This is a genomic window from Pseudomonas sp. HD6515 (genome assembly GCF_024971855.1).
GTDB classification, from domain to species: Bacteria; Pseudomonadota; Gammaproteobacteria; order Pseudomonadales; family Pseudomonadaceae; genus Aquipseudomonas; species Aquipseudomonas alloputida.
Genome location: NZ_CP079827.1, coordinates 1,949,313 through 1,973,678, shown reverse-complemented (window position 1 = coordinate 1,973,678; position 24,366 = coordinate 1,949,313). Strand labels below are relative to the sequence as shown.

At 65.5% G+C, this 24,366-nt stretch carries 7 protein-coding genes; 4 read left to right on the top strand and 3 right to left on the bottom strand.

The window, feature by feature from the left end; genetic code table 11:
• Positions 1-9: 9 nt before the first annotated feature.
• The 4 genes from KW568_RS09035 to KW568_RS09020 all read left to right on the top strand — a co-directional run bounded on the left by KW568_RS09035 (position 10) and on the right by KW568_RS09020 (position 8,031).
• Complete coding sequence (locus tag KW568_RS09035) at positions 10-1,029, top strand: GNAT family N-acetyltransferase (RefSeq protein WP_004574719.1); 1,020 nt, start codon at positions 10-12, stop codon at positions 1,027-1,029.
• 22 nt (positions 1,030-1,051) lie between these two features.
• Positions 1,052-2,701: a cyclic peptide export ABC transporter gene (locus KW568_RS09030; protein WP_003251534.1), complete on the top strand. Its 1,650-nt coding sequence runs from the start codon at positions 1,052-1,054 to the stop codon at positions 2,699-2,701.
• 205 nt (positions 2,702-2,906) lie between these two features.
• Positions 2,907-7,115: a non-ribosomal peptide synthetase gene (locus KW568_RS09025; protein ID WP_259538092.1), complete on the top strand. Its 4,209-nt coding sequence runs from the start codon at positions 2,907-2,909 to the stop codon at positions 7,113-7,115.
• Positions 7,116-7,152: 37 nt separating this feature from the next.
• Positions 7,153-8,031 carry a formylglycine-generating enzyme family protein gene (locus KW568_RS09020; protein WP_003255995.1) on the top strand — a complete coding sequence of 293 codons (879 nt, stop codon included), beginning with the start codon at positions 7,153-7,155 and terminating at the stop codon, positions 8,029-8,031.
• Positions 8,032-8,088: 57 nt separating this feature from the next.
• Here KW568_RS09020 and KW568_RS09015 read toward each other — a convergent pair whose 3' ends face one another.
• From KW568_RS09015 to KW568_RS09005, 3 genes are all read right to left on the bottom strand, one after another.
• A complete protein-coding gene (locus KW568_RS09015) occupies positions 8,089-10,581 on the bottom strand; it encodes a TonB-dependent siderophore receptor (RefSeq protein WP_033726943.1) in 2,493 nt (830 codons plus the stop codon).
• 308 nt (positions 10,582-10,889) lie between these two features.
• On the bottom strand, positions 10,890-14,066 hold the full coding sequence (locus KW568_RS09010; protein WP_004577159.1) for an amino acid adenylation domain-containing protein: 3,177 nt from the start codon (positions 14,064-14,066) through the stop codon (positions 10,890-10,892).
• Positions 14,063-24,361: a non-ribosomal peptide synthetase gene (locus KW568_RS09005; protein ID WP_259538089.1), complete on the bottom strand. Its 10,299-nt coding sequence runs from the start codon at positions 24,359-24,361 to the stop codon at positions 14,063-14,065. Before KW568_RS09005 ends, KW568_RS09010 begins: the two co-directional genes overlap by 4 nt.
• Positions 24,362-24,366: the final 5 nt, after the last annotated feature.

The window sequence follows — 24,366 nt, the reverse complement described above, 5'->3', positions numbered from 1 at the left end:
GGAAGCCCTATGAACGCACCCTCTTTCAGTCTGATCCTGGCCGATGGCCGCAAAGCCAGTGCCCAGGATGAAACGCCAGAGAGCGGTAGCCTGCGCCTCGACAGCAGCGCCGCCATCCCCTACCGGGAGGTCGACAACCGCATCGTCTTCGAGCAACTTCCGCCAGCATTTCCGGCCAGCGCGATGCTGGCAGTGCTGGCGACCCGTTTCTGCCACCGCAAACAATGCAACGAGGTGAATGTGCAGGTCCCTGGCGACCGGGAATTTGCCGTGCGTGCGGTACGCGAAGGCATTTTCGATCACTGGCAGGTCGACGACCAAGGCAGGCTTGCCCTGCGCTGTACCCGCCAGACCTTCTGGCAGCAACCCCTGCCATGGCTTCGCGAGCCGGCCAGCGTGCACACGGCCCCGCGTTATTGCTTCAGCGGCGAGAAACGCCACCCGCAACGCCCGCCCAAACCGGCGGGCGAAGTCTATCGACGCCATCTGCCGAAGCTGAACGCCACCTTTTCACTGCGCACCATCGACCCGGTGAAGGACCTTGCAGCCTTCAACCGCTGGATGAACCTGGAGCAAGTCGCGTTCTTCTGGGAGCAGACCGGCACCCCGGAAGAACATGCGCAATACATTCGCGAAATACTCGACGACCCGCGCGTACACCCGCTGATCGGCTGCTTCGACGACGAACCCTTCGCCTACTTCGAGGTGTACTGGTGCAAGGAAGACCGCATCGCCCCCTACTACGACGTCGCCGATTACGACCGTGGCTGGCATGTGGTGATCGGCGAGCCCAAGCACCAGGGCATCGGCAAACTGCGCGGCTGGTTTCGCTCGCTGATGCATTACATGTTCCTCGATGACCCACGCACCCAGCGGATTCTCGGCGAGCCGCGCATCGACCATACGCGCCAGATCGACTTCCTCAAGTCCCAGGGGTTCGGCCACCTGAAGGACATTCAACTGGCCCACAAGAAAGCCGCTCTGCTGCGTCTGGAGCGTGAAGCCTTCTTTGATGACCACGTCCTTTGATCCGCCTGGAGAAGACTTCCCCATGATTCGCAAACCGCTCAGCGCGACCCGCGAGCTTGCCCAGTTGCTCAAGCCATTCTGGCCCATCGTGCTGGTTTCCATACTGTTGGGCATCCTCGGCGGCTTCAGCGTCACCACGCTGCTGGCCACCATCAACCGCGCCCTCAACAGCGAAGCAGGGCTGACCCACGCCGTGCTGTGGTTGTTTGCCGGCCTCTGCGTGCTGACCTTGCTCAGCAGCATCTTCTCCGACATGGGCACCAATTTCGTTGGCCAGAAGATCATTGCCAAACTGCGCAAGGAGCTGGGCGAAAAAGTGCTTTCGGCGCCCATCGAGCAGATCGAGCGCTATCGCAGCCACCGCCTGATACCGGTGCTGACCCACGATATCGATACCATCAGCGATTTCTCGTTCGCCTTCGCCCCCCTGACCATTTCGCTGACGGTGACGCTGGGCTGCATGGGCTACCTGGCAACATTGTCCGGCCCGCTGTTCCTGCTGATGCTGCTGGCATTGGGCGCCGGCATCACCGCCCAGGTCATCGCCCGCACGCGCGGCATCAAGGGGTTCAATAGCGCCCGCGAGGCCGAGGACGACCTGCAGAAGCATTACAACGCCATTGCCCAGGGCGCCAAGGAGCTGCGCATACACCGGCCGCGCCGGTATCGCATGTTCACCCGGCACATCCAGGGGATCAGCGAGCGGATCAGCGCCATCCAGATCAAGGCAGTCAATACCTACATCCTGGCCAAGACGTTCGGCTCGACGCTGTTCTTCATCGTCATCGGCCTGGCCCTGGCCCTGCAGAGCACCTGGACAAGCGTCGATCAGGCCGCAATGACCGGTTTCGTGCTGGTGCTGCTGTACATGAAAGGCCCACTGGACCATCTGGTCAGCGTACTGCCGCTGGTCAGCAAGGCACAGGTGGCATTCCAGCGCATTGCCGAGCTGTCAGAGCAGTTTTCCTCGCCCGAACCGAACCTGCTGCTCGACGGCCAAGGCGCACCGCGCCAGACCATCACCAGCCTGGAGCTGCGCAATGTGCAGTACGCATTTCCGGCCGTCGAGGGCAGCACGCCGTTTCGCCTGGGCCCGGTGAACCTCACGATCAACCAGGGCGACATCGTGTTCATCGTCGGCGAGAACGGTTGTGGCAAGACCACGTTGATCAAGCTGCTGCTTGGCCTGTATGCGCCGCACAGTGGGGACATCCTGCTGGATGGCCAGCCGGTGTCGGTGCTTGACCGGGATGACTACCGGCAGCTGTTCACCACCATTTTCGCCGACTACTACCTGTTCGACGACGTGGTCCAGGGTGACCAGCAAATCCCCGACGATGCGACCCAATACCTGCAACGCCTGGAGATTGCGCACAAGGTCAGCGTACGTGACGGTGCCTTCACCACCACCGACCTGTCCACTGGGCAACGCAAGCGCCTGGCCCTGATCAGCGCCTGGCTGGAGCAGCGCCCGGTACTGGTGTTCGACGAGTGGGCAGCCGATCAGGACCCAACCTTCCGCCGCATCTTCTACACAGAGCTGCTGCCGGACCTCAAGCGCCTGGGCAAGACCATCATTGTCATCTCCCACGATGACCGCTACTTCGATATTGCCGACCAGTTGGTACACATGGACAGCGGCAAGGTTCGCACCGCAGCCCAGCCGGCCTGACCGGCTGCATCCCTCGCCCCGACCAGGTCGGTTACAACCCTGGCCGGGGCCTGCCCACCCGCCCCGTCACCCACACGCCCGCCGGTAAATTTGCCGTGCGGCGGCTCGTTTACTGGCCATACACCTCTCCAGAGGACAGCGGCCATTCGCCGGCAAGGCCGGCCCCATGCTGCTGTCCTTCGCCTCGACTGCCACAGGGACCGCCATGCACGAATCACTGGATGCCGACTCGCTCGCTGAAGACTTGCTGGACGACGCCTTGCTCGCCCTCCTCCAGGATGAGCGGCCTGAACCCGACCGGATAGCACCACGCGAGAGCGCCGGGCCGGCCCCCCTCTCCTTCGCCCAGCAGCGCCTGTGGTACCTGCAGCAGTTCAACCCGCAGAGCGCGGCGTACAACCTGCCACGGGCACTGTCACTGAAGGGTGAACTGCATGGCCAGCAGCTGGCCATGGCCTTGCAGGCGGTGGTCGACCGCCATGACATCCTGCGCAGCAGGTTCGCCGAGGTCGAGGGCATACCGCAGCAGTTCGTCGAAGCCGACGCACGCCTCGAAATGCCCTGCGAAGACCTGACCGCCATGCCCGCCACGCAACGCCCTCATGCATTGCAGCGGCTCATCGAAGCGGATGCGCTGGCACCGTTCGACCTCGGCAAGGCGCCCCTGATCCGGGCCCGGCTGGTGAAAGTACAAGGTGACGAGCATGTGTTGCTGCTGAACATGCACCACATCGTTTCAGACGCCTGGTCCAATCCAATCCTGCTGCAGGACCTGCTGGACGCCTATTCGCAGGCAGCCGCCCAGGGAGCCTGCAAGCTGCAACGGCCCGCCATCCAGTATGCCGATTACGCCATCTGGCAACGCCAGGCTTACCTGCAAAGCGATGCGTGCCAAGCGTCTGCCCGCTACTGGCATACCCGGCTGGGTGACGAACTGCAGCCGTTGATGTTGCCGGGTGACCTCGACCCGCGCTGCGCTGGCGCACCGCCTGAGGGCACCAGTGCGCGCTACCATGGCCTGCAACTGGACGCCGAGGTGTTCCAGGCCCTGCTGCAGCTCAGCCGGCAGCAGGGCGTGCAACCCTTCGTCATCGCCCTGGCCGCCTGGCAGGTGCTGCTGGGCCGCTACAGCGGCCAGCTGCAATTCACCCTCGGCGTGCCCAGCGCCGGGCGCAACCGCAGCGAAACCCAGCAGCTGGTAGGTTTTTTCGTCAGCACCCAGATCTACCGCGCCGAACTCGACCCGCAGCAATCCGTGCAGACCCTGCTGCAAAACCTGCGGGAGCAGTCTATTGCGGCCCTGAGCCACAGCGACTACCCGATGGAGCTGTACCTGGAGACGCTGCAGCACAACGGCCAGGTGCTACCCACCCAGTTGTTCCAGGCGCTGTTCAACTGGCGCGTGGCCGGGACTGCCAGCGGCCCGCTGGCCCTGGGCCCACTGCAGCTGGACTTCCTCGATACCGCCAGCGCCCAGGCCAAATGCCTGATCGGCATCGACCTTGAATACGCAGCCGACGGCCTTGGCTTCAGCCTGGAATACGACTGCAGCCAGTTCAGCCACGCCACCGTGCAACGCATGGCCCGGCACTGGCAGAACCTGCTGCTGGCCATGGCCCGGGGGCCCGAGCAACGGCTGGGCGAGCTCGACATGCTGGGCACCCTGGAGCAGCAAGCCACCTTCGCCCAGTGGAACCCGGCCCCCGCCGAGCACCCGGCCGACCAGGCCCTGCACAGCCGGATCGAGGCCCAGGTGCAGCGCACCCCCGATGCCATCGCCGTCACCTGCGAGGGCCAGGCCCTGAGCTATGCCCAGCTCAACCAGCGTGCCAACGCCCTGGCCCGGCGCCTGGTCGACGACGGGGTCGGGCCCGACGTGCTGGTCGGCCTGGCTGCCGAGCGCTCGCTGGACATGGTTGTTGGCATCTTCGCCATCCTCAAGGCTGGCGGTGCCTACGTGCCGCTGGACCCGGCCTACCCGGCCGACCGTTTGGCCTACATGATCGAAGACAGCGGCTTGCAGCGCGTGCTGGCACAGCCCCAGGTGCTGGCCAGCCTGCCGGTGCCGGCAGGCGTGCGCGTGCTCAGCCTGGCAAGCAATGATGACAGCAGCCAGGCCGACCCGCTGGCCTGCTCGCCGGTCACGGTCAGCCCGGACAACCTCGCCTACGTGATCTACACCTCCGGTTCCACCGGCAAGCCCAAGGGCGTGCTGCTGCCGCAGCGCAACGTGCTGCGCCTGTTCACGGCCACCGACGCCGACTTCCGCTTCGGCAGCGACGACGTGTGGAGCCTGTTCCACTCCTATGCCTTCGACTTCTCGGTGTGGGAAATCTTCGGCGCCCTGCTGTACGGCGGGCGCCTGGTGATTGTGCCGCAGCACACCAGCCGTTCACCCGAGGCCTTCTACCAGCTGCTGGCCGATGAACAGGTCACGGTGCTGAACCAGACCCCGTCGGCGTTCAAGCAACTGATGGCGGTGGCCACCACGGCTGAGCCGCAGCGGCCATTGGCACTGCGCAGCGTGGTGTTCGGGGGCGAGGCGCTGGACGTCAACAGCCTGGCACCGTGGTTCGAGCGCTTCGGCGACCGCCAGCCGCAGCTGGTGAACATGTACGGCATCACCGAAACCACCGTGCATGTCAGCTACCGGCCGCTGTCGCTGGCTGACCTGGGCAAGGCGGCCAGCAGCCCGATGGGCGTGCCGATCCCCGACCTGTCCTGGTATGTGCTCGACGGCGACCTGAACCCGGTAGCCAAAGGCTGCATCGGCGAGCTGTACGTGGGCCGCGCCGGCCTGGCGCGCGGCTACCTCAAGCGCAGCGACCTGACCGCCACGCGCTTCGTGCCGGACCCGTTCGGTGCCCCTGGCGGGCGCCTGTACCGCACCGGTGACCTGGCGCGCTACCACGCCGACGGGGTGATCGAATACGCCGGGCGGATCGACCACCAGGTGAAGATCCGCGGCTTCCGCATCGAGCTGGGTGAAATCGAAGCCCGCCTGCAGGCCCAGCCGCAGGTGCGCGAGGCCCTGGTGCTGGCCCAGGAAGGCGCGACCGGCCAGCAGCTGGTGGCCTACCTGATCCCCGCTGCCAAGGTAGCGCTGGAGCAGCAGGCCGGGCTGCGCGCGCAGCTGCGCGAACAGTTGAAGGAAGCGCTGCCGGACTACATGGTGCCGGCGCACCTGCTGCTGCTCGACCGGTGGCCGCTGACAGCCAACGGCAAGCTCGACCGCAAGGCCTTGCCCAAGGCCGATGCCAGCCTGCTGCAGCAAGCCTACAACGCTCCCCAGGGCGCGCTGGAACAGGCCTTGGCCACGTTGTGGCAAACCGCGCTCAACGTCGAACGTATCAGCCGCGACGATCACTTCTTCGAACTGGGTGGCCACTCGTTGCTGGCCATCCAGCTGCTGGCCAGCATCAAGCAGGCACTGGGCCTGGCAGTGCGTATCCAGGACCTGCTCGCCTACCCCCGCATCGACCTGCTGGCTGCACATCTGGGCCGTGAGCATGCCTGTGCGAGCCCGTGCATCGTGCCCCTCAACCGCCCGGCCACACCGCTGCCTGCATTGTTCTGTATCCACCCCAGCGGCGGCATGGTCTTCAGCTATCAGCCGCTGGCCAGGTGCCTGGAACCGCAGGCTCGCGTATACGGCGTGCAGCACCGGGGCGGCAGCCCGGCGCCGGCCGAACGGCAGGGCTGGCAAGCGATGATCACCGACTACACCGCACAGATCCGCCAGGCACAACCGTCCGGGCCATACCGCCTGATGGGCTGGTCCCTGGGCGGCAGCATTGCCTGGGACATCGCCCGGCAGCTGGAACAGGCCGGCTGCGAGGTCGCATTCCTGGGGCTGGTCGACAGCACCCTGCCCGAGGCGCAGTTAAGCCGCGCCGCGTTCCCCCCTCACACCCCTCGCCCAGCCCGCCACAGCGATACGCCGGGCCAGCGCGAGCTGCAAGACACCGTCGAGCTGTTCGGGCTGTTGTTCCCGCAGGCCAAACAGGCCGCCGCCGAGCAGCTGCACGCCAACCCTACTCAGGACGTCAAGGCGTTCTACCAGTGGGCCACGGCGCACCTGGCTGACGCTGGCAGCGATGTCCAGGGCGTGCTGGCCAGTGCCAAGGCCCAGATCATGAATGCCCAGGCGTTCGACATCCACGATCAGCTGGAAGCGAGCTTCGCCGATTTCACCCTCACTCCGCTCAGGGTCAAGCCCAGTTGCTGGTGGTCGCAGGTGCACAAGAGCGCAGCACACATTCACGCCGCCGAGCAGGTCATCCGCCAGTTCTGCGCAGGGGGTGAGCTGGACGTTTCGCTGCACTCACCCTACCCACACGAAACCATGATGCTGGAGCAGCCCCTGATCGACTCGTTCATCGAGGCGTTCGGCCGTAGCTGCCCGGCACCCTGAATACCCCGTCACACCTGCCAAAAAGGAAACGTTCGCCATGAAGTGCGCCCCCTACACCGTCACCGGCCTGGCCCTTGCCCTGGCCATGGCGGCCTGCCCGCTACTCGCCCAGGCTGCCAGCAAAACCCCGGGCGAGGTCTTCCAGGATTGCAAGGCCGGCTGCCCGGAAATGGTCGTGCTGCCTGCGGGCAGTTTCGTCATGGGCACGCCGGATGACGAACCGGGCAAGCAGCCCGACGAAGGCCCGCAACATACCGTGACCTTCGCCAAACCCTTCGCCATCAGCCGCTTCCAGGTCACCGCCGGCGAGCTGGATGCCTATATCAAGGAAACCGGCGTGGTCATCAAGGACGGTGACAAACGCCCAGGGCGCCTGTGCCAGGCCAGCAAGCCTCGCTACCCGCAAGGGCCGCGCCAGCCGGCAGTGTGCGTTGATTACTACGATGTGCAGGCCTATGCGCAGTGGCTGAGCAAAAAGACCGGCCACACTTACCGCATGCTCAGCGAGGCCGAACGCGAGTACGCGGCACGGGCCGGCTCCACCGGGCCGTTCCCGTTCCCGTTCGATGAAGAAGGCGACTACCAGATCAGCAAGCACGCCAATACCTACGGCCCCAAGGACGGCTACAGCTACACCTCACCGGTAGGCAGCTACCCGCCCAATGCCTTTGGCGTCTATGACATGCACGGTAACGTGTATGAATGGGTCGCCGACTGCTACCACAAGGACTACGTCGGCGCGCCCAGCGATGGCAGCGCCTGGATGGAGGCCGACGGCGGGCTTTGCCAGGCGGCGCACATGCGCGGGAATGACTGGGGTGAAGCGCCGATCTTCTCGCGTTCGGGCAATCGCAATGATCGCGAACGCACGGTACGTGGCGACTTCCTGGGCTTTCGTGTAGCGCGGGAGCTGTGACCTGGCGCAGGCCATCTGGGCGGGGTACCCGCCAAGATGGCCTGCGTGGCCCCAGGTTCAGAACTGTGGGGTGTATTTGACCGAGAACATGAAGTTGCGAGGGTCGCCGTAGTAGTTGTTGGCACTGACCGCAGCATACGACGGGATGTAGTACACCTTGTCGAAGATGTTGTTGAAGTTGACCGCCAGGCTGACTTCATCGCTGACCTTGTAACCAAGGCGCGCATTCCAGATGGTGAAGCCGGGCGAATCGAATTTGCGGTCGTAGGCAACGGTGCTGCTCTGGCTGTTGAAACCGCCGCCGACACTGAAGCGGCTGAAGTCACCAGGCAGGGTGTAGTCCGTCCACACCTTCACCGAGTGTTTCGGCGTCCAGGTGGAGAAAATCTTGTCTTCGTACGTGTTGTCCTTGAGGTACTTGGTGGTGTTGTAGACGTAACTGGCCGACGCTTGCAGGCCTGGCAGCACCTCACCGTTGATCTCGGCTTCAAGGCCTTGGCTACGCACTTTGCCAGACGCTGCCGCGCAGTTGGAGCCGCCACACAACGATTCGGTGTTCAGAATCGGCACCGCGCGGTTTTCATGGTCATAGCGGAACAGCGCGACGCTGGTATTGACCTGGCCGTCGTTGAGCTCGCCCTTCAAGCCCAGCTCGTAGTTGCTACCTGTGATCGGCTCGATCGTGGAACCACCCACGCCAATGGCACTCTGCGGGATGAAGACGTCGGCATAGCTGGCGTAGGCCGACCATTGCGGCGTCAATTCGTAAACCAGGCCCGCGTAAGGGGTGACAACACCGTTGTTGGCCTTGGAGGCCGGGCTGTCGTATTGATGGACGCCGGCCTGATAGACCTGGGAATCGTAATCATAGGAGTACCAGCTGGTACGCCCGCCCAGGATCAAGGTCAGCGGGTCGGTCAGCTTGACGCGCCAGGTACCGTAGATACCTTTCTGCACGATCTTGTACTGGCTGTCGGTACGCGTGCCACGGGCCGCCAGGCTGTCGTAGTTCTCGAAGGGCAAGTGGTTGTCGAGATCGAAAATGTTCGCCCCGGCGCTGCGCACCACCGCCATGGTGTTGTCGCTGGTGAAGCGTGAGTAGTTACCGCCGAAGACCACTTCCTGGTCGAAGCCAAAACCGTTGAAGTCGCCATCGACGAACATGTCCAGGCCACGGCTGTGGGAGTTGAAATCAGTGGCATAGCGCCAGTCGAACAACCCAGACCCATCGTTGGCCAGGCCGGTCGGCGCTACCACGTAGGCGTAGGTCATTTCGTTGCGCTCGTTGATCGCCACCGCCGCGGTCTTGAACTTCCAGTGGTCGTTGAAGCGGTGCTCGAGGTCGACATACAACGCCAGCTGCTCGGTCATGCCGCGGTTCCAGTCGGAGCCGGTGAAGGTCGAGCGCGACAAGCCTACGTCCCGGCCATCACTGAAGCGCGGCAAACCGGCGACCATGGGCGTGAAACGCGTCTTGCGATCGCTGATGCCGACACCGAGGGTGGTGTCTTCAGACAGGTCGAAGTCCAGCGCACCGTAGACCTTCTGCTCCCAGCCGCCCACATAGTCGATGAACGAGTTGCGCGTATCGTAGTCGACCACGGCACGCCCACGGATGTTGCCCGCCTCGTTCAGCGGGCCGCCAACGTCAACCTGGGTGGCATAGTGGTCCCAGGAACCGGCCTGGGCGGTCAGGGTGACTGTCGGCTTGGCCTGGCCGCGCTTGCGCACGAAGTTGATCGCGCCACCGGGGCTGTTGGCCCCCTGCAGCAGCGCAGCGCCGCCACGCAGCAGTTCGACACGGTCATAGAATGCCGTCGGTTCCGTCAGGTAGCTGCCCAGCGCGTAGATGCCACGGGTCATGGGCACGCCATCGTACTGCAGCGAGTCGATCTCAAAGCCGCGCGAGGTGATGAAGCCGCCGGTACCCGGGCTTTTGGCGAAGGTCATGCCCGGCGCGTTGGCCAACAGCGTCGGCAAGTCGGTGATGTTCTGGTCATCCATGCGCTTGCGGGTCATCACCGACACGCTCTGCGGAATGTCCTTGAGCTTGTGTTCGCTCTTGCCGATGGTGACGCCACCGGTGGTATACGAGTTGCTGCCTTCGGTGGTCACGCCCAACGTGTTGCCCGTGATGCTGGTGGTGCCCAGTTCCAGCGCCGAGGACGCTGGCCGCTCACGCCGCACCAGGGTCAGGGTATCGCCCTCCAGGCTGTAGCTGACCGGCAAGCCGCGCAACAGCTTGGCCACTGCCGCGTCGACGGTGTAGCTGCCACGCACTTCATTGCCACGCAGGTCGGCCATTTCCGAGGCGTTGTAGATGAACTGCACATCGGCCTGCTCGCCAAGCGCACGCAGGGCGTTGGGCAGCGACTGGGCAGCGATGTCGAAGTTGACCCCCTGAGCCCAGACCTGGGCGGCCATGGGCAGCATCAATGCGGCGCCCAGCACCCCTTTGCCGAGCAACGCCCGGGATGAGCGGGCGCTGATCGAGCGGGACATGCAAAGCGCCTTGACCAATGGTTTGAACTCGAAAAATCCTGCTGGCATGGTATTTCTCTATTTATATCGTGTAATGAAATCGTCCCGCGCCCGCCAACGGCCCCCAAACGGCCGAGCTGCCCATCCTCCCCCGGGCAGATCCCGCGACAGACGCCTGACACGCAAGTCAAAACGGCTTGCCACGTGTGGCTTTCAGCGCGCTCCTACATAAGACGCATCACCCTGGAAAATCCAGAATGAGAATTTTTTGCATTAGTATCTCGCCGGCATCCTTCCACGCAATCGGCACGGCAGTACGGGGGAGGCAATGCAAAAGACCCCAGGGGCGGGTTGCCCGCCCCTGGGCGTGGTAAGGCTCAGCGGCTCTTTTCCAGCAGCCGGGCTTTTTCTTCAGGGCTCATGCTGTCGAGCCGCAGACGGGCCTGGGCCAGCTTGAGCAACTGGCCAGGGTTGGCTTCGCGCTCGCGCAGCGCCTGGGCAAGGGTGGCAACCGTAGCGTGGTCGAAGATGACGCCTGGATTGATGTCGCACTGCAGCAACTTGCGAATACCTGCCGCCAGCTTGATGACCAGCAGCGAATGCCCGCCCAGTGCAAAAAAGTCCTGCTCGATGCCCACTTGCTCCAGCCCCAGCAGTTGCGCCATGCGCTGCGCAATCACGGTTTCCAGTGCATCACGCGGGGCCAGCAGACCCGCCGCAGGTTCATTGCCCACCTGCCGCAACGCTTGCCGGTCGAGCTTGCCGTTGCCCAGGCGCGGCAACCGCGGCAATGCCTGCAGGGTACGCGGCAGCATCACCGCCGGCAGTTGCCGGGCAAGGTACTCGCGGACCGCGTCCAGGGCAGCCACCGTGGCCTCGTCGCGCAAGCTGACATACGCGCTCAGCGCTTCTCCATCGCACAACACCGCCGCCTCGACCACCTGCGGTGCACCCGACAGCTGTGCCTCGATCTCCGCCAGCTCGATGCGGAAGCCGCGTATCTTCACCTGATGGTCGCGCCGGCCTTGCAGCTCGATAGCACCGTCCGGGCGATAGCGGGCCAGGTCGCCGGTGCGGTAAAGCCGCTCGCCCGCCACGAACGGGCTCTCGACGAACGCCGGCGGGCCACTCTGCACGTCTTGCAGGTAGCCGCGACACACCTGCTGCCCACCGACATACAGTTCGCCCAGCACGCCGGTGACCGCCAACTGCAAGTGCTGATCCAGCACATAGACCTGGTTGTTGGGCAACACCTGCGACAACCCGAGGGTGCCGGTCGGTACCGCCCGAACCGGGTGCACCATGACCCCAACCGTGGTTTCGGTCGGGCCGTAATGGTTGAACAGCTTGCAGTCCGGACGTATCTGCAACAGGCGCTGCAGCAACGCCGCGCTCGGGGCTTCCCCGCCCAGGATGACGGTGGCCGGTACTGCCGGTGCCTTCGACTCCAGCAGCGCGCCAAGGTGCGACGGCACGATCTTCAGGCAGTCGATTGCCTGCTGCTCGAGGTACGCAGCAAACAGTTCAGCATCCTTCATCACCTCGTCGGCGGCCACGTGCAGTGTCGCACCCACATACAAGGCTGCGAACAGCGTCGTATGGCCAAGGTCGGCCGACACCGTCGAGCCGAATGCGAAGTGACGACAGCCCTCCAGCGCCAGCGTGTGGCACACGCCTGCGGTGTAGTTCAGCAGTTGCCGGTGCTCGACCACCACGCCTTTGGGGGTGCCTGTCGAGCCCGAGGTGAACAGGACATAGGCGGCATCGCTGGCGCTGGCGGCGTGCGGTTGCAGCCGTGCAGTGTCAACCGCCAGCGGGTACAGGCTGTCGAGGCTCAGCGCCGCTATGCCCTGCTCACGCAGGCTGGCCACCGCTGCCTGTTCGACCAGCACCTGCGTGGCGCCGGCCTGTGTCATCAGGCGCACCTGCCGGGCAACGGGCCAGTGCGGCTCCAGCGCCAGGTAGGCTGCGCCGACACGCCAACTGGCCAACATCGCCACGACCCAGTCCAGCGAACGCGGCAGCGCCAGTGCCAGCACCGCCCCGGGTTGCACGCCAGCCTGCTGCAGCGCCAGCGCCAGGCGCTGCACTGCCAACTCCAGTTGGGCGTAACTCAGGCCCGCGTCACCTGCGACCAGCGCCAGCGCGTCGGGGGTGTCGATTGCCCACTGGCTGATCTGGGCCGCCAGTGATGTCTCGGCCAGTGGTTGCGGCGCGGGGTTGATCGACAGCAGGCGCTGGCGCTCGGCTTCACCCAGCAGGTTCAACTGCCGCAGCGGGCGGTCCGGCGCCTGGACGATGCTGCGCAGCAATTCAATGTACTGCTCCAGCAGGCCTTGCATGCCGCGCGCACTGTAGCGCCCGGCCAGGTAATCCAGGCTCACGGTAATCGGTTGGTCAGCACCCGCTGCTGGGCAAATGCGCAGCTGCAGCTCGATGCCCGTCGGCAGGCGTGGCGCCAGTAGCTCGCCCTGCCAGCACAGCCCGCCGGCAACCTGCGGCGCGAGCGCCGGCGTAGTGGAAAACGCCACGGTCGGCACGGCTGTGGGCACCCATTCCGGTACCCAGTACTCCTGCCACGCCACATGCTGCTCCAGCGCGGCGCCGAGCGCTGCAAGGTGCTCGCCGAAACGGGTTTCGTCAGCCCACTGCAGGCACAACGGCAATAACTTGCTGAGCGCCCCCGCACTGTTCGCGAAGTAGTCATAATCCTGTCGCGCATCGTGCTGCCAGGCGCCCAACAACCGGTTGCTGTCGCCAAGCCGGCCCAGCAAGGCCCACCAGGCCGCCTGCAGCAGCGTGTCCAGACTGGCCTGACGGGCGTCGGCCAGGCGTTGCAACTGCCCCTGCAAGGCCAGCGGCAGATTCACCTGATGGTGTGCCTGATGCGTCGCTGGTTGGTCCTGGCGATAGGCTGGCCAAGGCGCGCTCATGCCCTGCTCCGTTGGCATCAGGTGCCCTTGCCAGTAGCCACGGGCTGCCGCTGCATCCTCATCCTGGGCCACTTCGGCACGCCACTCCAGATACTGCCCGAAGGCTTCAGGCAGGTCTTCATCCGGCACGGCTGGCGTGTCATACAACGCCGCCAGGTCACGGTACAGCATGGCCATGCCAGCCGCGTCGCAGGCAAAGCCCGCCACCCCCAGCCATAGATGCCATTGCCCGGCATCGGCGGCCGGTACCAGCAAGGCCTGGGCGGCTGGCAGCTGGTCGATTTCGAAGCGCTGCTGCAACCAAGGCTCGAGCAGTGCCGGCGCACCTGCCTCGGCCTGCACTGCCAGCGTCAGGGCTGGCCGCCGGGCGCCGATGAACTGGCGCATGCCGCGGTATCCCGGGGCAGTGCCCAGGCGCCCGGCCAATATCGGGTGGCGCTCGACCAAGCGCTCAAGCGCCTGGCTCAGGCGCGCCGGGTCCGGCCGGCCCTGAACGCTGATCTTCAGCAGCGTCGCGGCCTGTGACCAGTCCGGGCAAGCGGGCAAGGCATCGAGCCAGTGTTGCTGGTCGACGGTCAGGGCAAAACCGATGTCCTCGGCCTGGTCTACGTAACTGTTCATCCCTGGGCCTCCTCGGTCGCCATCACCTGCATGGCCGCAGCCGCCTCCAGCGCGGCCCGGTCGAACATGTCGCCCATCGCCACGACGATCTTGCGCGGCCCCTCGTACGGGTCACGGGCATGCGCCGCCAGCATGTTGTCGACCAGGATCACGTCGCCTTTCTGCCATTGGAACCGCACGGCACAGGCCTCATACAGCTCGCCGATCAGTTGCATGTCCTGATCGGGGATCGGCGAACCATCGCCGAAGTACACATGCCGTGGCATGCGCTCCAGGCCGAACATGGCCAGCAGGTCTTCACGCGCATCCGGCTCCAGCCAATAGATGTGGTGCAGCTGCACCTGATTGAAGAACGAGCGTGCGCCGGTGATCGGGTGCGTGATGATTGCCGGGCAGCGGGTGCGGGTCTGCAACTCGTCGTTGTCCAGCCAGCGCCATTCGATGCCAGCGGCACGGCAACGGGCCTCGACCTCGGCGCGGTCATCGGTGCGGAAGAAATGCTGCCATGGCACGTCGAGCTTGTCGGCGAACGTGCGCACGTAAAGCAGCCCTTTGTCCTCGAGGGTTTGCCGCAGTGCCTGCGGCAGCTTTTCGTACATCAGGCGGCAGTCGACCACCGGCGTGGCACCGCCGACCGGCGAAGGCTGCTCGCAATAGAACATCTGCTTGCGCGGCCAGCTGTCCTGGTGCGCACTCTCGTTATGGAACAAGATCATTTTGGTTTCCGGGTACGGCGTGGAGCGGTAGGTGTTCTTGCCCCCCTCCTTCTTCGGCAGGTCACCGTATTGACCGTAAAGCCCCGGCTGTACAGCTTCGGCGAATGCTTCAAACCCCTGGATACCCTCCAGGGCAAAGCCGCGGAACAGGATCCCCGCATGCTCGCCCAGCTTGCGCTCGACCAGCGGCCGGTTGTTGCGCACCCACTCGATCAGGTCGATCGATGCGTCGCCAGGCTCGACGAGCAACGGGAACAGCTGGCCTGGTACCAGCAGCGACTCGCGCACCGCCGCCCGTGGCGGTGCAGCTGCAGTGGCACCGGCAGAGCGCTTGAGGAATTTGCCCAGCTTGTCGGCCTTGCTGGCCGGGGCGCTTACCGGTGTGCTGCCAGCCAGGGCGCCACCCTGTAATGGAACGTTCATCGCTTGCCACCTCATATCCTGAACACTGACGATCTGTTCGAGCATCGCGATCCATGCGCTGACGAGTCGCTGGATATGCTCTTGCCTGAAAAGCGTTGTCGCAAACTGCCAGTTGCCACTGAGCTGCCCGGCCTCCTGTTCGATGAACAGGGCCATGTCGAACTTCGAATACAGCGCCGGGGCGGGCAGCGCCTGCACGGTAATGTCGGCCAGGGCTTCGCTGCGTACGGGCAGGTTGTTCATCACGAACAGCACCTGCACCAGCGGGTTCATGCCGCGCACCCGCGGGGCGCCATGGGCCTCGACGATCATGTCGAACGGCAGGTCCTGATGCTCCAGGGCCGCGAGCAAGGTGCGCTGGGTGCCCTGCACGAAGTCACCGAAGGCCAGCCCATCACTCACCCTGGAACGCAGCGGCAACACATTGACGAAGAAGCCGATCAGGCCTTCCAGTTCGCTGTGCTGGCGGCCTGCGGTGTCGGCCCCGACCAGTACGTCGTGGGCACCGCTGGTCTGGTGCATCAACCACTGGAACGCCGCCAGCAGCGTGCTGTACAGGGTCACCCCGGCCTTGACCGCGAACTGGCCAAGCGCATCGGTCAATGCCGGCGACAGGCTGAAGTCCACCGCACCGCCGGCATGGGAGGCCTGCTCGCTGCGCGGCTGTTCCAGTGGCAGCTCAAGGCGGCCGGTATGGCCCGCCAAGGCCTGTTGCCAGTAGCTTGCCTGGCGCTGCAGCTCACCCGCCTGCTCGAGGGCCTGCTGCCACAAGGCAAAGTCTGAATACTGCAGCGGTAACGGCGCCAGAAGGTGGGTCTGCCCTGGGGCGCTGTGACGGTAGATTTCAACCAGGTCGCGGACCAGCACGCCCATCGACCAGCCATCGGAGATGATGTGGTGCATGGCGAAGAACAGCACATGTTCCTGGTCTGCCAGGCGCGCCAGACGGCAGCGCAACAACGGCGCATGCTCCAGTGCAATCGGTGTGCTGGCGTTGGCCAGGGTGGCTTCGGCAATGCACCGTTGCTGCTCCTGCGGGCTGAACCCGGACCAGTCGTCGAGGGCGATATCCACCTCGATCCGGTCGGCAATCAGCGCCAGCGGATCACCCTCGTCGTCCTGCACGTAGGCCGTACGCAACACTTCATGTCGCTGCGCCAGCGCGTTCAGGCTGTTGCGCAACACCTCGACCTGCAGCGGCCCTTGCAGGCGCAGGGCCAAAGGCATGCCGTAGGCAGCGCTGCCCCCGGACAATTGCTCGGCAACCCACAAGCGCCGCTGCATCAACGACAACGGTGCGGTGGCTTTTTCTCCATGGGCCAATAGCTCGACACCGTGCGCGGTCGCAGCCTTGCCAGCGCCGCCGAGCGCTGCCAGCAGGCGCTCCAGCACCGGGTGATCGAACAGGTCACGCAAAGTCACTTGCACACCCGGCAGCTTGCGCATCCGCGATACCGCCTGGGTCGCCAGCAACGAGTGACCACCCAGCTCGAAGAAGTGGTCGCCAAGGCCCACCCGCTCAAGGCCGAGCACCTCCTGCCAGATACCCGCAACGTGCTGCTCGAGCGGGGTTTGCGGCGCCCGGTAGGCGTGCTGCAGGGCGCTGTTGTCGGGCTTGGGCAAGGCCTTGCGGTCGAGCTTGCCGTTGGCCGTCACCGGCCAGGCCTGCACCTGCAGGATGTGCGTCGGCACCATGTAGTCCGGCAGGCTGCCCTTGAGCTGTTCGCGAAGGCTGTCGCGCAGTTCGGCGGCGTCCACCGCCATGCCCTGCTCTTCGGCCAGTACGTAGGCCACCAGCTGCTGGCCATGGCCGCTGTCCTGGGCCAGCACCACCGCCTCGCGCACCTGCGGGTGCTCCAGCACCCGTGCCTCGATCTCACCCAGCTCGATACGCAGCCCGCGCACCTTCACCTGATGGTCGATACGCCCGCAGTACTCGATCACCCCGCTGTCGCGGTAGCGCGCCAGGTCGCCGGTGCGGTACAGCCGCTGGCCGTGGCTGCCGAACGGGTCGGGCACGAAACGCTCGGCCGTCAGCGACGGGCGACGATGGTAACCACGCGCCAGGCCCTGGCCACCGAGCATCAGCTCGCCCATGGCCACCTGGGGCAAGCCTTCGAACGCAGGGCCAAGGATGTGCGTGTACAGGTTGGCGATCGGCTGGCCGATCGGCACGCTGTCACGCCCTTCGTCGACACAGGTCCAGTGGGTGACGTCGATCGCTGCCTCGGTCGGCCCGTACAGGTTGTGCAGGCGGGCACCGGGCAGGTGGCTGAACACCTGCTGCTGGGTGTCCACCGCCAGCGCCTCGCCGCTGCAGATCACCTGCCGCACGCTGTGGCAGCGCTGCAGGCCCGGCTCGCGGACGAACACCTGCAGCATCGACGGCACGAAATGCAAAGTGGTCACCTGGTGGCGCTCGATGGTGTCGATCAGCCGCTCCGGCTCGCGATGCTCCCCCGGCGCCGCCAGGGCCAGCCGTGCACCGGTCATCAGCGGCCAGAAGAATTCCCACACCGACACGTCAAAACTGAACGGGGTTTTCTGCAACACCGTGTCGGCGCCGTCCAGCGCATACGCCTGCTGCATCCATGCCAGCCGGTTATACAACGCCAGGTGGCGGTTGCCGGCACCCTTCGGCCGCCCGGTCGAGCCGGAGGTATAGATCACGTAGGCCAGGTTCTCCGGGTGCAGCCGGCACGCCGGCACGTGCCGCGCGTAACCGCCCAGCTCGCCGGGCTGGTCCAGCAGCAGCACCTGCCCGGCAAACGCCGGCAACTGCTCGCGCAAGTGCGCCTGGGTCAGCAGCAGTTCGATGCCGCTGTCTTCGAACATGTAGGCCAGCCGCTCGGCCGGGTAGTCCGGGTCCAACGGTACATAGGCGGCGCCGGCTTTAAGGATCGCCAGCAGACCAACGACCATTTCCAGCGAACGCTCGGCGGCGATACCCACCAGGCTTTCCGGGCCGACACCCTGTTCGATCAGCTTGTGCGCCCATTGGCTGGAAAGCTCGCTCAACGCCCGGTAGCTCATGCGCTGGTCGCCGAACAGCAGTGCCGTGGCATCCGGCTGGCGACGCGCCTGCGCCTCGAACAGCTGGTGCACGCGCCAGTCGCCGGGGTAATCGGTGGCGGTGTCGTTAAGGTCATGCAGCACCGCTTGCGCCTGCTGCGGGCTCAGCATCGGCAACTCGCCCAACGCCGTTTCGGCGCTGCTCTCAAGCATCTGCTGCAACACCTGCAACAGGTGCTCGCCAAGTTGCTCGGCCAACCGGGCACTGAACCGTGCCCGATCGGCTTTCAACTGCAGCGACAGGTGCGTACCCAGGTTAACCACCAGCGTCAGCGGGTAGTTGGTCTGTTCGTGGTTCGCCACCTCACCAAACACCAGGCTGCTGGTGGTATCGGCCTGCAGCGCTTCGGACACCGGGTAGTTCTCGAACACCAGGATGCTGTCGAACAGCGCTTCGCCGCCCTGCCCGGCCCAGCGCTGGATATCGAACAATGGCGTGTGATCGTACTCACGCAGGGCGATGTTCAGCGCCTGCACGGTGTCCAGCCAGTCACCCAGCGCTTGCTCCGGGCGTGGGCTGGCAATGACCGGCAAGGTGTTGATGAACAGGCCGATCTGCTGCTCGATGCCCTTGAGTTCGGCCGGCCGCCCAGCCGTGGTCGCACCAAAGGCGACGCAGGCCTGGCCGGTATAGCGCTGTAGCACCAGCAGCCAGGCCGCTTGCACCACGGTATTGACGGTGACCCTGCGCTCACGGGCAAAGGCGTCCAGGCGGGCGGTCTGCCGGGCATCCAGTTGCTGTACCCGCTCGACCTGCCCCTGCCCTTCACTACCGGCTGCCCAGTCCGTGGCCCTGGCCAGCAAAGTGGGTGCATCCAGGTCTTGCAACTGGCGGATCCAGAACGCCTGCCGGGCTTCGCCATCCTGGCGCTGCAACCAGGCAATGTAGTCACGGAAGCGCCCCGGCCCTTGCTCCGGCACGCTGCCGTGGTAGCGCTGCAGCACCTCGCCCAGCAGCCGGGTATTGCTCCAGCCGTCCATCAGGATGTGGTGGCTGGTGTAGATCAGGTGATAACGCTGCGCGTCCAGGCGAATCAGGGTCAGGCGCAACAGCGGCGGCCGGACCAGGTCGAAGCCGGCCGCGCGGTCTGCAGCAGCGAACGCCTCCAGCGCATCGGCAAGGTCGTCACAGCCACGCCAGTCATGCACCGCGAACGGCAATTGCGCCTCGCGCTGAATGATCTGCAACGGGCTGGCCAGCTCACCCCAGATGAAGCTGCCACGCAGCAGGTCATGGCAGTCGACTGCCGCTTGCCAGGCAGCACGGAAGCGCTCGGGATCCACACCAGTCACATCGACCCGCAGCTGGTTGATGTAATCCCCGCCCTGCTGCAGCAGCGTATGGAACATCATGCCTTGCTGCATGGGTGAAAGCGGGAAGATGTCCTCGACCATCGCTGGCGGCAGCGGCAGGCTGTCGAGCTGGGCCTGGGTCAGGCCGGCCAGCGGAAAGTCCGACGGGGTCATGCCGGCGTGTTCGCGCTGGCAGCAGTGTTCGACCAGGGCACGCAGCTCGTGGCTGTATTCATCGGCCAGGCGCTGTACGGTGGCGACTTCGAACATGTCGCTGCTGAAGGTCCAGCCCAGGCTCAGCTCACCGGCGTAGACCTGGCCATTGAGCGTCAGCCAGTTACCCAATGGCGCGTCCAGGCTTTGCTCATCGCCTTTGGGGTCTGCGCAGGGCACCAGCAGCGCCTGCTCATCGGTCGCCAGGTGGCCATCCAGCTGGCCCAGATAGTTGAAGGTGATGCGCGGCACAGGCAAGGCACGCAGGCACTCACGGCTGGCAGCGTCTGCCAGATAGCGCAGCACACCATAGCCAATGCCCTTTTCGGGCACGGCGCGCAGTTGTTCCTTGACCTGCTTGATCGACCCATCCAGCGTTGCCGCCGGGCTCAGCCGCAGCGGGAACAGGCTGGTGAACCAGCCGACCGTGCGGCCCAGGTCGAGGTTGTCGAACAGCGCTTCGCGCCCGTGCCCTTCCAGCTCGATCAGGGTCGAGGGTTCGCCGCTCCAGCGGCAGATTACCCGCGCAAGCGCAGTCAGCAGCAGGTCGTTGACCTGGGTGCGGTAAGCGGCCGGGGCCTGTTGCAACAGCTGTCGGGTCAGCGCCCCGTCCAGGTGGCTGTAGACCGTGTGGGCGTACCGGTTGCTCAGGGCGCCAGCGCTGTTGTCCTGCGGCAGGCTGCCGCTGGCATGGCTCAACTGCGCCTGCCAATAGCCCAGTTCGGCCTGCAACGTGTCGCTGCCGGCGTAGGCCTGCAGCTGTTCGGCCCAGGCCCTGAAGGCACTGGTCTTGGCGGGCAACTGTGGCGCCCGCCCGGCCGCACACTGTTGGTAGGCCCGGTGCAAGTCCTCCAGCAGAATACGCCAGGACACCCCATCGACGACCAGATGGTGGATCGCCAGTAACAGGCGCTGACTGCCGTCCGCCAAGGTTGCCAGCACCGCGCGCAGCATCGGCCCATCGGCCAGGTTGAGGCTGCACTGGGCCTCGGTGCCCAATGCCTGCAGCTCACCGGCATCGGCCAGTGTCGCGCACCATAGCAAAGGTGGCTGTACCTGCCCGGCAGGCCGGTAGCTGGCCTGCCACTGCCCATCAACCTCGACGAAGCTCAGGCGTAGGCTGTCGTGGTGCGTGACCAGGGCCTGCAGCGCCTGCTCCAGTGCCTGTGCATCAAGCGCCTGCAGCGGGCGGAACAGCACCGACTGGTTCCACTGCTGGCGTTCGGCAATGGCTGTGTCGAAGAAGGCATGCTGCACCGCCAGCAGCGGGGTTGGCCCGTGCAATGGGCGCTGGTCGGCCTGTGCCGCACACCCCACCTGGGCGACTGCGGCCAGGTCTTGTACCGTCTGGTGCTGGAACAGGTCCTTGGTGGTGAAGCGGATGCCCGCCTGGCGGGCGCGGCTGACCACCTGAATCGAGACGATCGAGTCGCCACCGAGGGTGAAGAAGTTGTCGCTGCGGCCGACCCGCTCCAGCTTGAGCAGGTCCTGCCAGATCGCCGCGATCTGCTGTTCCAGCGAACCTTGCGGTGCACTGTAGGCCTGCTGCAGGGCGCTGTTGTCGGGCTTGGGCAAGGCCTTGCGGTCGAGCTTGCCGTTGGCCGTCACCGGCCAGGCCTGCACCTGCAGGATGTGCGTCGGCACCATGTAGTCCGGCAGGCTGCCCTTGAGCTGCTCGCGAAGGCTGTCGCGCAGTTCGGCGGCGTCTACCGCGATGCCCTGCTCTTCGGCCAGTACGTAGGCCACCAACTGCTGGCCATGCCCGCTGTCCTGGGCCAGCACCACCGCCTCGCGCACCTGCGGGTGCTCCAGCACCCGTGCCTCGATTTCACCCAGTTCGATACGCAGCCCGCGCACCTTCACCTGATGGTCGATGCGCCCGCAGTACTCGATCACCCCGCTGTCGCGGTAGCGCGCCAAATCCCCGGTGCGGTACAGCCGCTGGCCGTGGCTGCCGAACGGGTCGGGCACGAAACGCTCGGCCGTCAGCGACGGGCGACGATGGTAACCACGCGCCAGGCCCTGGCCACCGAGCATCAGCTCGCCCATGGCCACCTGGGGCAAGGCTTCGAACGCCGGGCCAAGGATGTGCGTGTACAGGTTGGCGATCGGCTGGCCGATCGGCACGCTGTCACGCCCTTCGTCGACACAGGTCCAGTGGGTGACGTCGATCGCTGCCTCGGTCGGCCCGTACAGGTTGTGCAGGCGGGCACCGGGCAGGTGGCTGAACACCTGCTGCTGGGTGTCCACCGCCAGCGCCTCGCCGCTGCAGATCACCTGCCGCACGCTGTGGCAGCGCTGCAGGCCCGGCTCACGGACGAACACCTGCAGCATCGACGGCACGAAATGCAAAGTGGTGACCTGGTGGCGCTCGATGGTGTCGATCAGCCGCTCCGGCTCGCGATGCTCCCCCGGCGCCGCCAGGGCCAGCCGTGCACCGGTCATCAGCGGCCAGAAGAACTCCCACACCGACACGTCAAAACTGAACGGGGTTTTCTGCAACACCGTGTCGGCGCCGTCCAGCGCATACGCCTGCTGCATCCATGCCAGCCGGTTATACAACGCCAGGTGGCGGTTGCCGGCACCCTTCGGCCGCCCGGTCGAGCCGGAGGTATAGATCACGTAGGCCAGGTTCTCCGGGTGCAGCCGGCACGCCGGCACGTGCCGCGCGTAACCGCCCAGCTCGCCGGGCTGGTCCAGCAGCAGCACCTGCCCGGCAAACGCCGGCAACTGCTCGCGCAAGTGCGCCTGGGTCAGCAGCAGCTCAATGCCGCTGTCTTCGAACATGTAGGCCAGCCGCTCGGCCGGGTAGTCCGGGTCCAACGGTACATAGGCGGCGCCGGCTTTAAGGATCGCCAGCAGACCAACGACCATTTCCAGCGAACGCTCGGCGGCGATACCCACCAGGCTTTCCGGGCCGACACCCTGTTCGATCAGCTTGTGCGCCCATTGGCTGGAAAGCTCGCTCAACGCCCGGTAGCTCATGCGCTGGTCGCCGAACAGCAGTGCCGTGGCATCCGGCTGGCGACGCGCCTGCGCCTCGAACAGCTGGTGCACGCGCCAGTCGCCGGGGTAGTCGGTGGCGGTGTCGTTAAGGTCGTGCAGCACCGCTTGCGCCTGCTGCGGGCTCAGCATCGGCAACTCGCCCACCGGCTGTTGCGGCTGGGCTACCACACTGTGCAACAGGTGCTGCCAATGCTGCCCCATGCGCTCGACGCTTGGCGCGTCGAACAGGTCGGTGGCGTAGGTCAGCGATGCCCACAGGCCATCCGCGGTCTCGACCGTGTCCAGGGTCAGGTCGAACTGGGCGTTCACTTCTTCCCACGCCAGCACTTCCACGCTCAAGCCTGGCAGCTGTGTGGCCCCTGGCAGCCGGCGCTCGGCGCTGCGATGGTTGAACATGACCTGGAACAACGGGCTGCGGTTCAGGCTGCGTTCGACCTGCAGCGCATCCACCAACTGCTCGAAGGGCAAGTCCTGGTGCGCCTGGGCCTCCAGCGCAGTGGCCTTGACCTGCTGCAACAGGCGCACGAACGGTTGGTGCGTATCGATTTCAGCCTTGTGCACCTGAGTATTGACGAAGAAGCCGATCAGGCCTTCGGTTTCCTTGCGGGTGCGGTTGGCGACCGGCACGCCGACGCGGATGTCCGACTGCCCGGTATAGCGGTGCAACAGGCACTGGAAGGTCGCCAGCAACAGCATGAACAGGGTCACCCCTTCGCGCCGTGCCAGTTGCCGCAGGCCATTGGCCAGTGCCGGGCTCAGTGGCAGGTCGATGCGGGCGCCACGGTAGCTGCTGTGCAACGGCCGCGGGCGATCAGCGGGCAGCGCCAGCACAGGCTGCTCACCGCCCAGCTGGGCGGTCCAGTAGGCTAGCTGGCGCTGCCGTTCGCCGCCATCCATCCATTGACGCTGCCAGGCGGCATAGTCGGCGTACTGGATCGGCAACGCCGGCAGACTGGCTGGCTGGCCGCCGCTGTACGCGCGATACAGGTGCACCAGCTCCTGTACCATCAGCGCCAGCGACCAGCCATCCGAGACAATGTGGTGCTGGGTGATCAGCAACACATGATCGTCCGGCCCCAGGCACAGCAGGCTGGCCCTCAGGAGCGGGCCCTGGGCCAGGTCGAACGGCTGGCGGATTTCTTCGTTGATACAGGTGCGCAGCCGCGCCGCCCGGTCCTCGCCGGGCGCCAGGGCCAGGGTATGCCTGGCAATGCTCACCGGCGCGGGAGCATGGATCACTGGTGTGGTGCGCTCACCGTCAGTGGCGAAGGTGGTGCGCAGCGACTCGTGGCGCGCCACCAGCGCATCGAAGCTTTGCTGCAGGGCAGCCAGGTCCAGTGCGCCGCGCAGGTTCAGCGCACTGGGCAGGTGATAGGCGGCGCTGTCTGGCTCAAGGTGCCAAAGAAACAGCTGCCGCTCCTGGGCGAAGGACAGCGAAAGCGGCTCGGTCGGATCGCGTCGAAAAACAGGTGCCACGCTGTACAGATCGACACCTTGCTGCTTGAGCAGCACCGCCAGCGCCTTGCGTTGCTTTGCCGACAGTGTTGCTACCGATTCGATTAACTTTTGCACGCCCT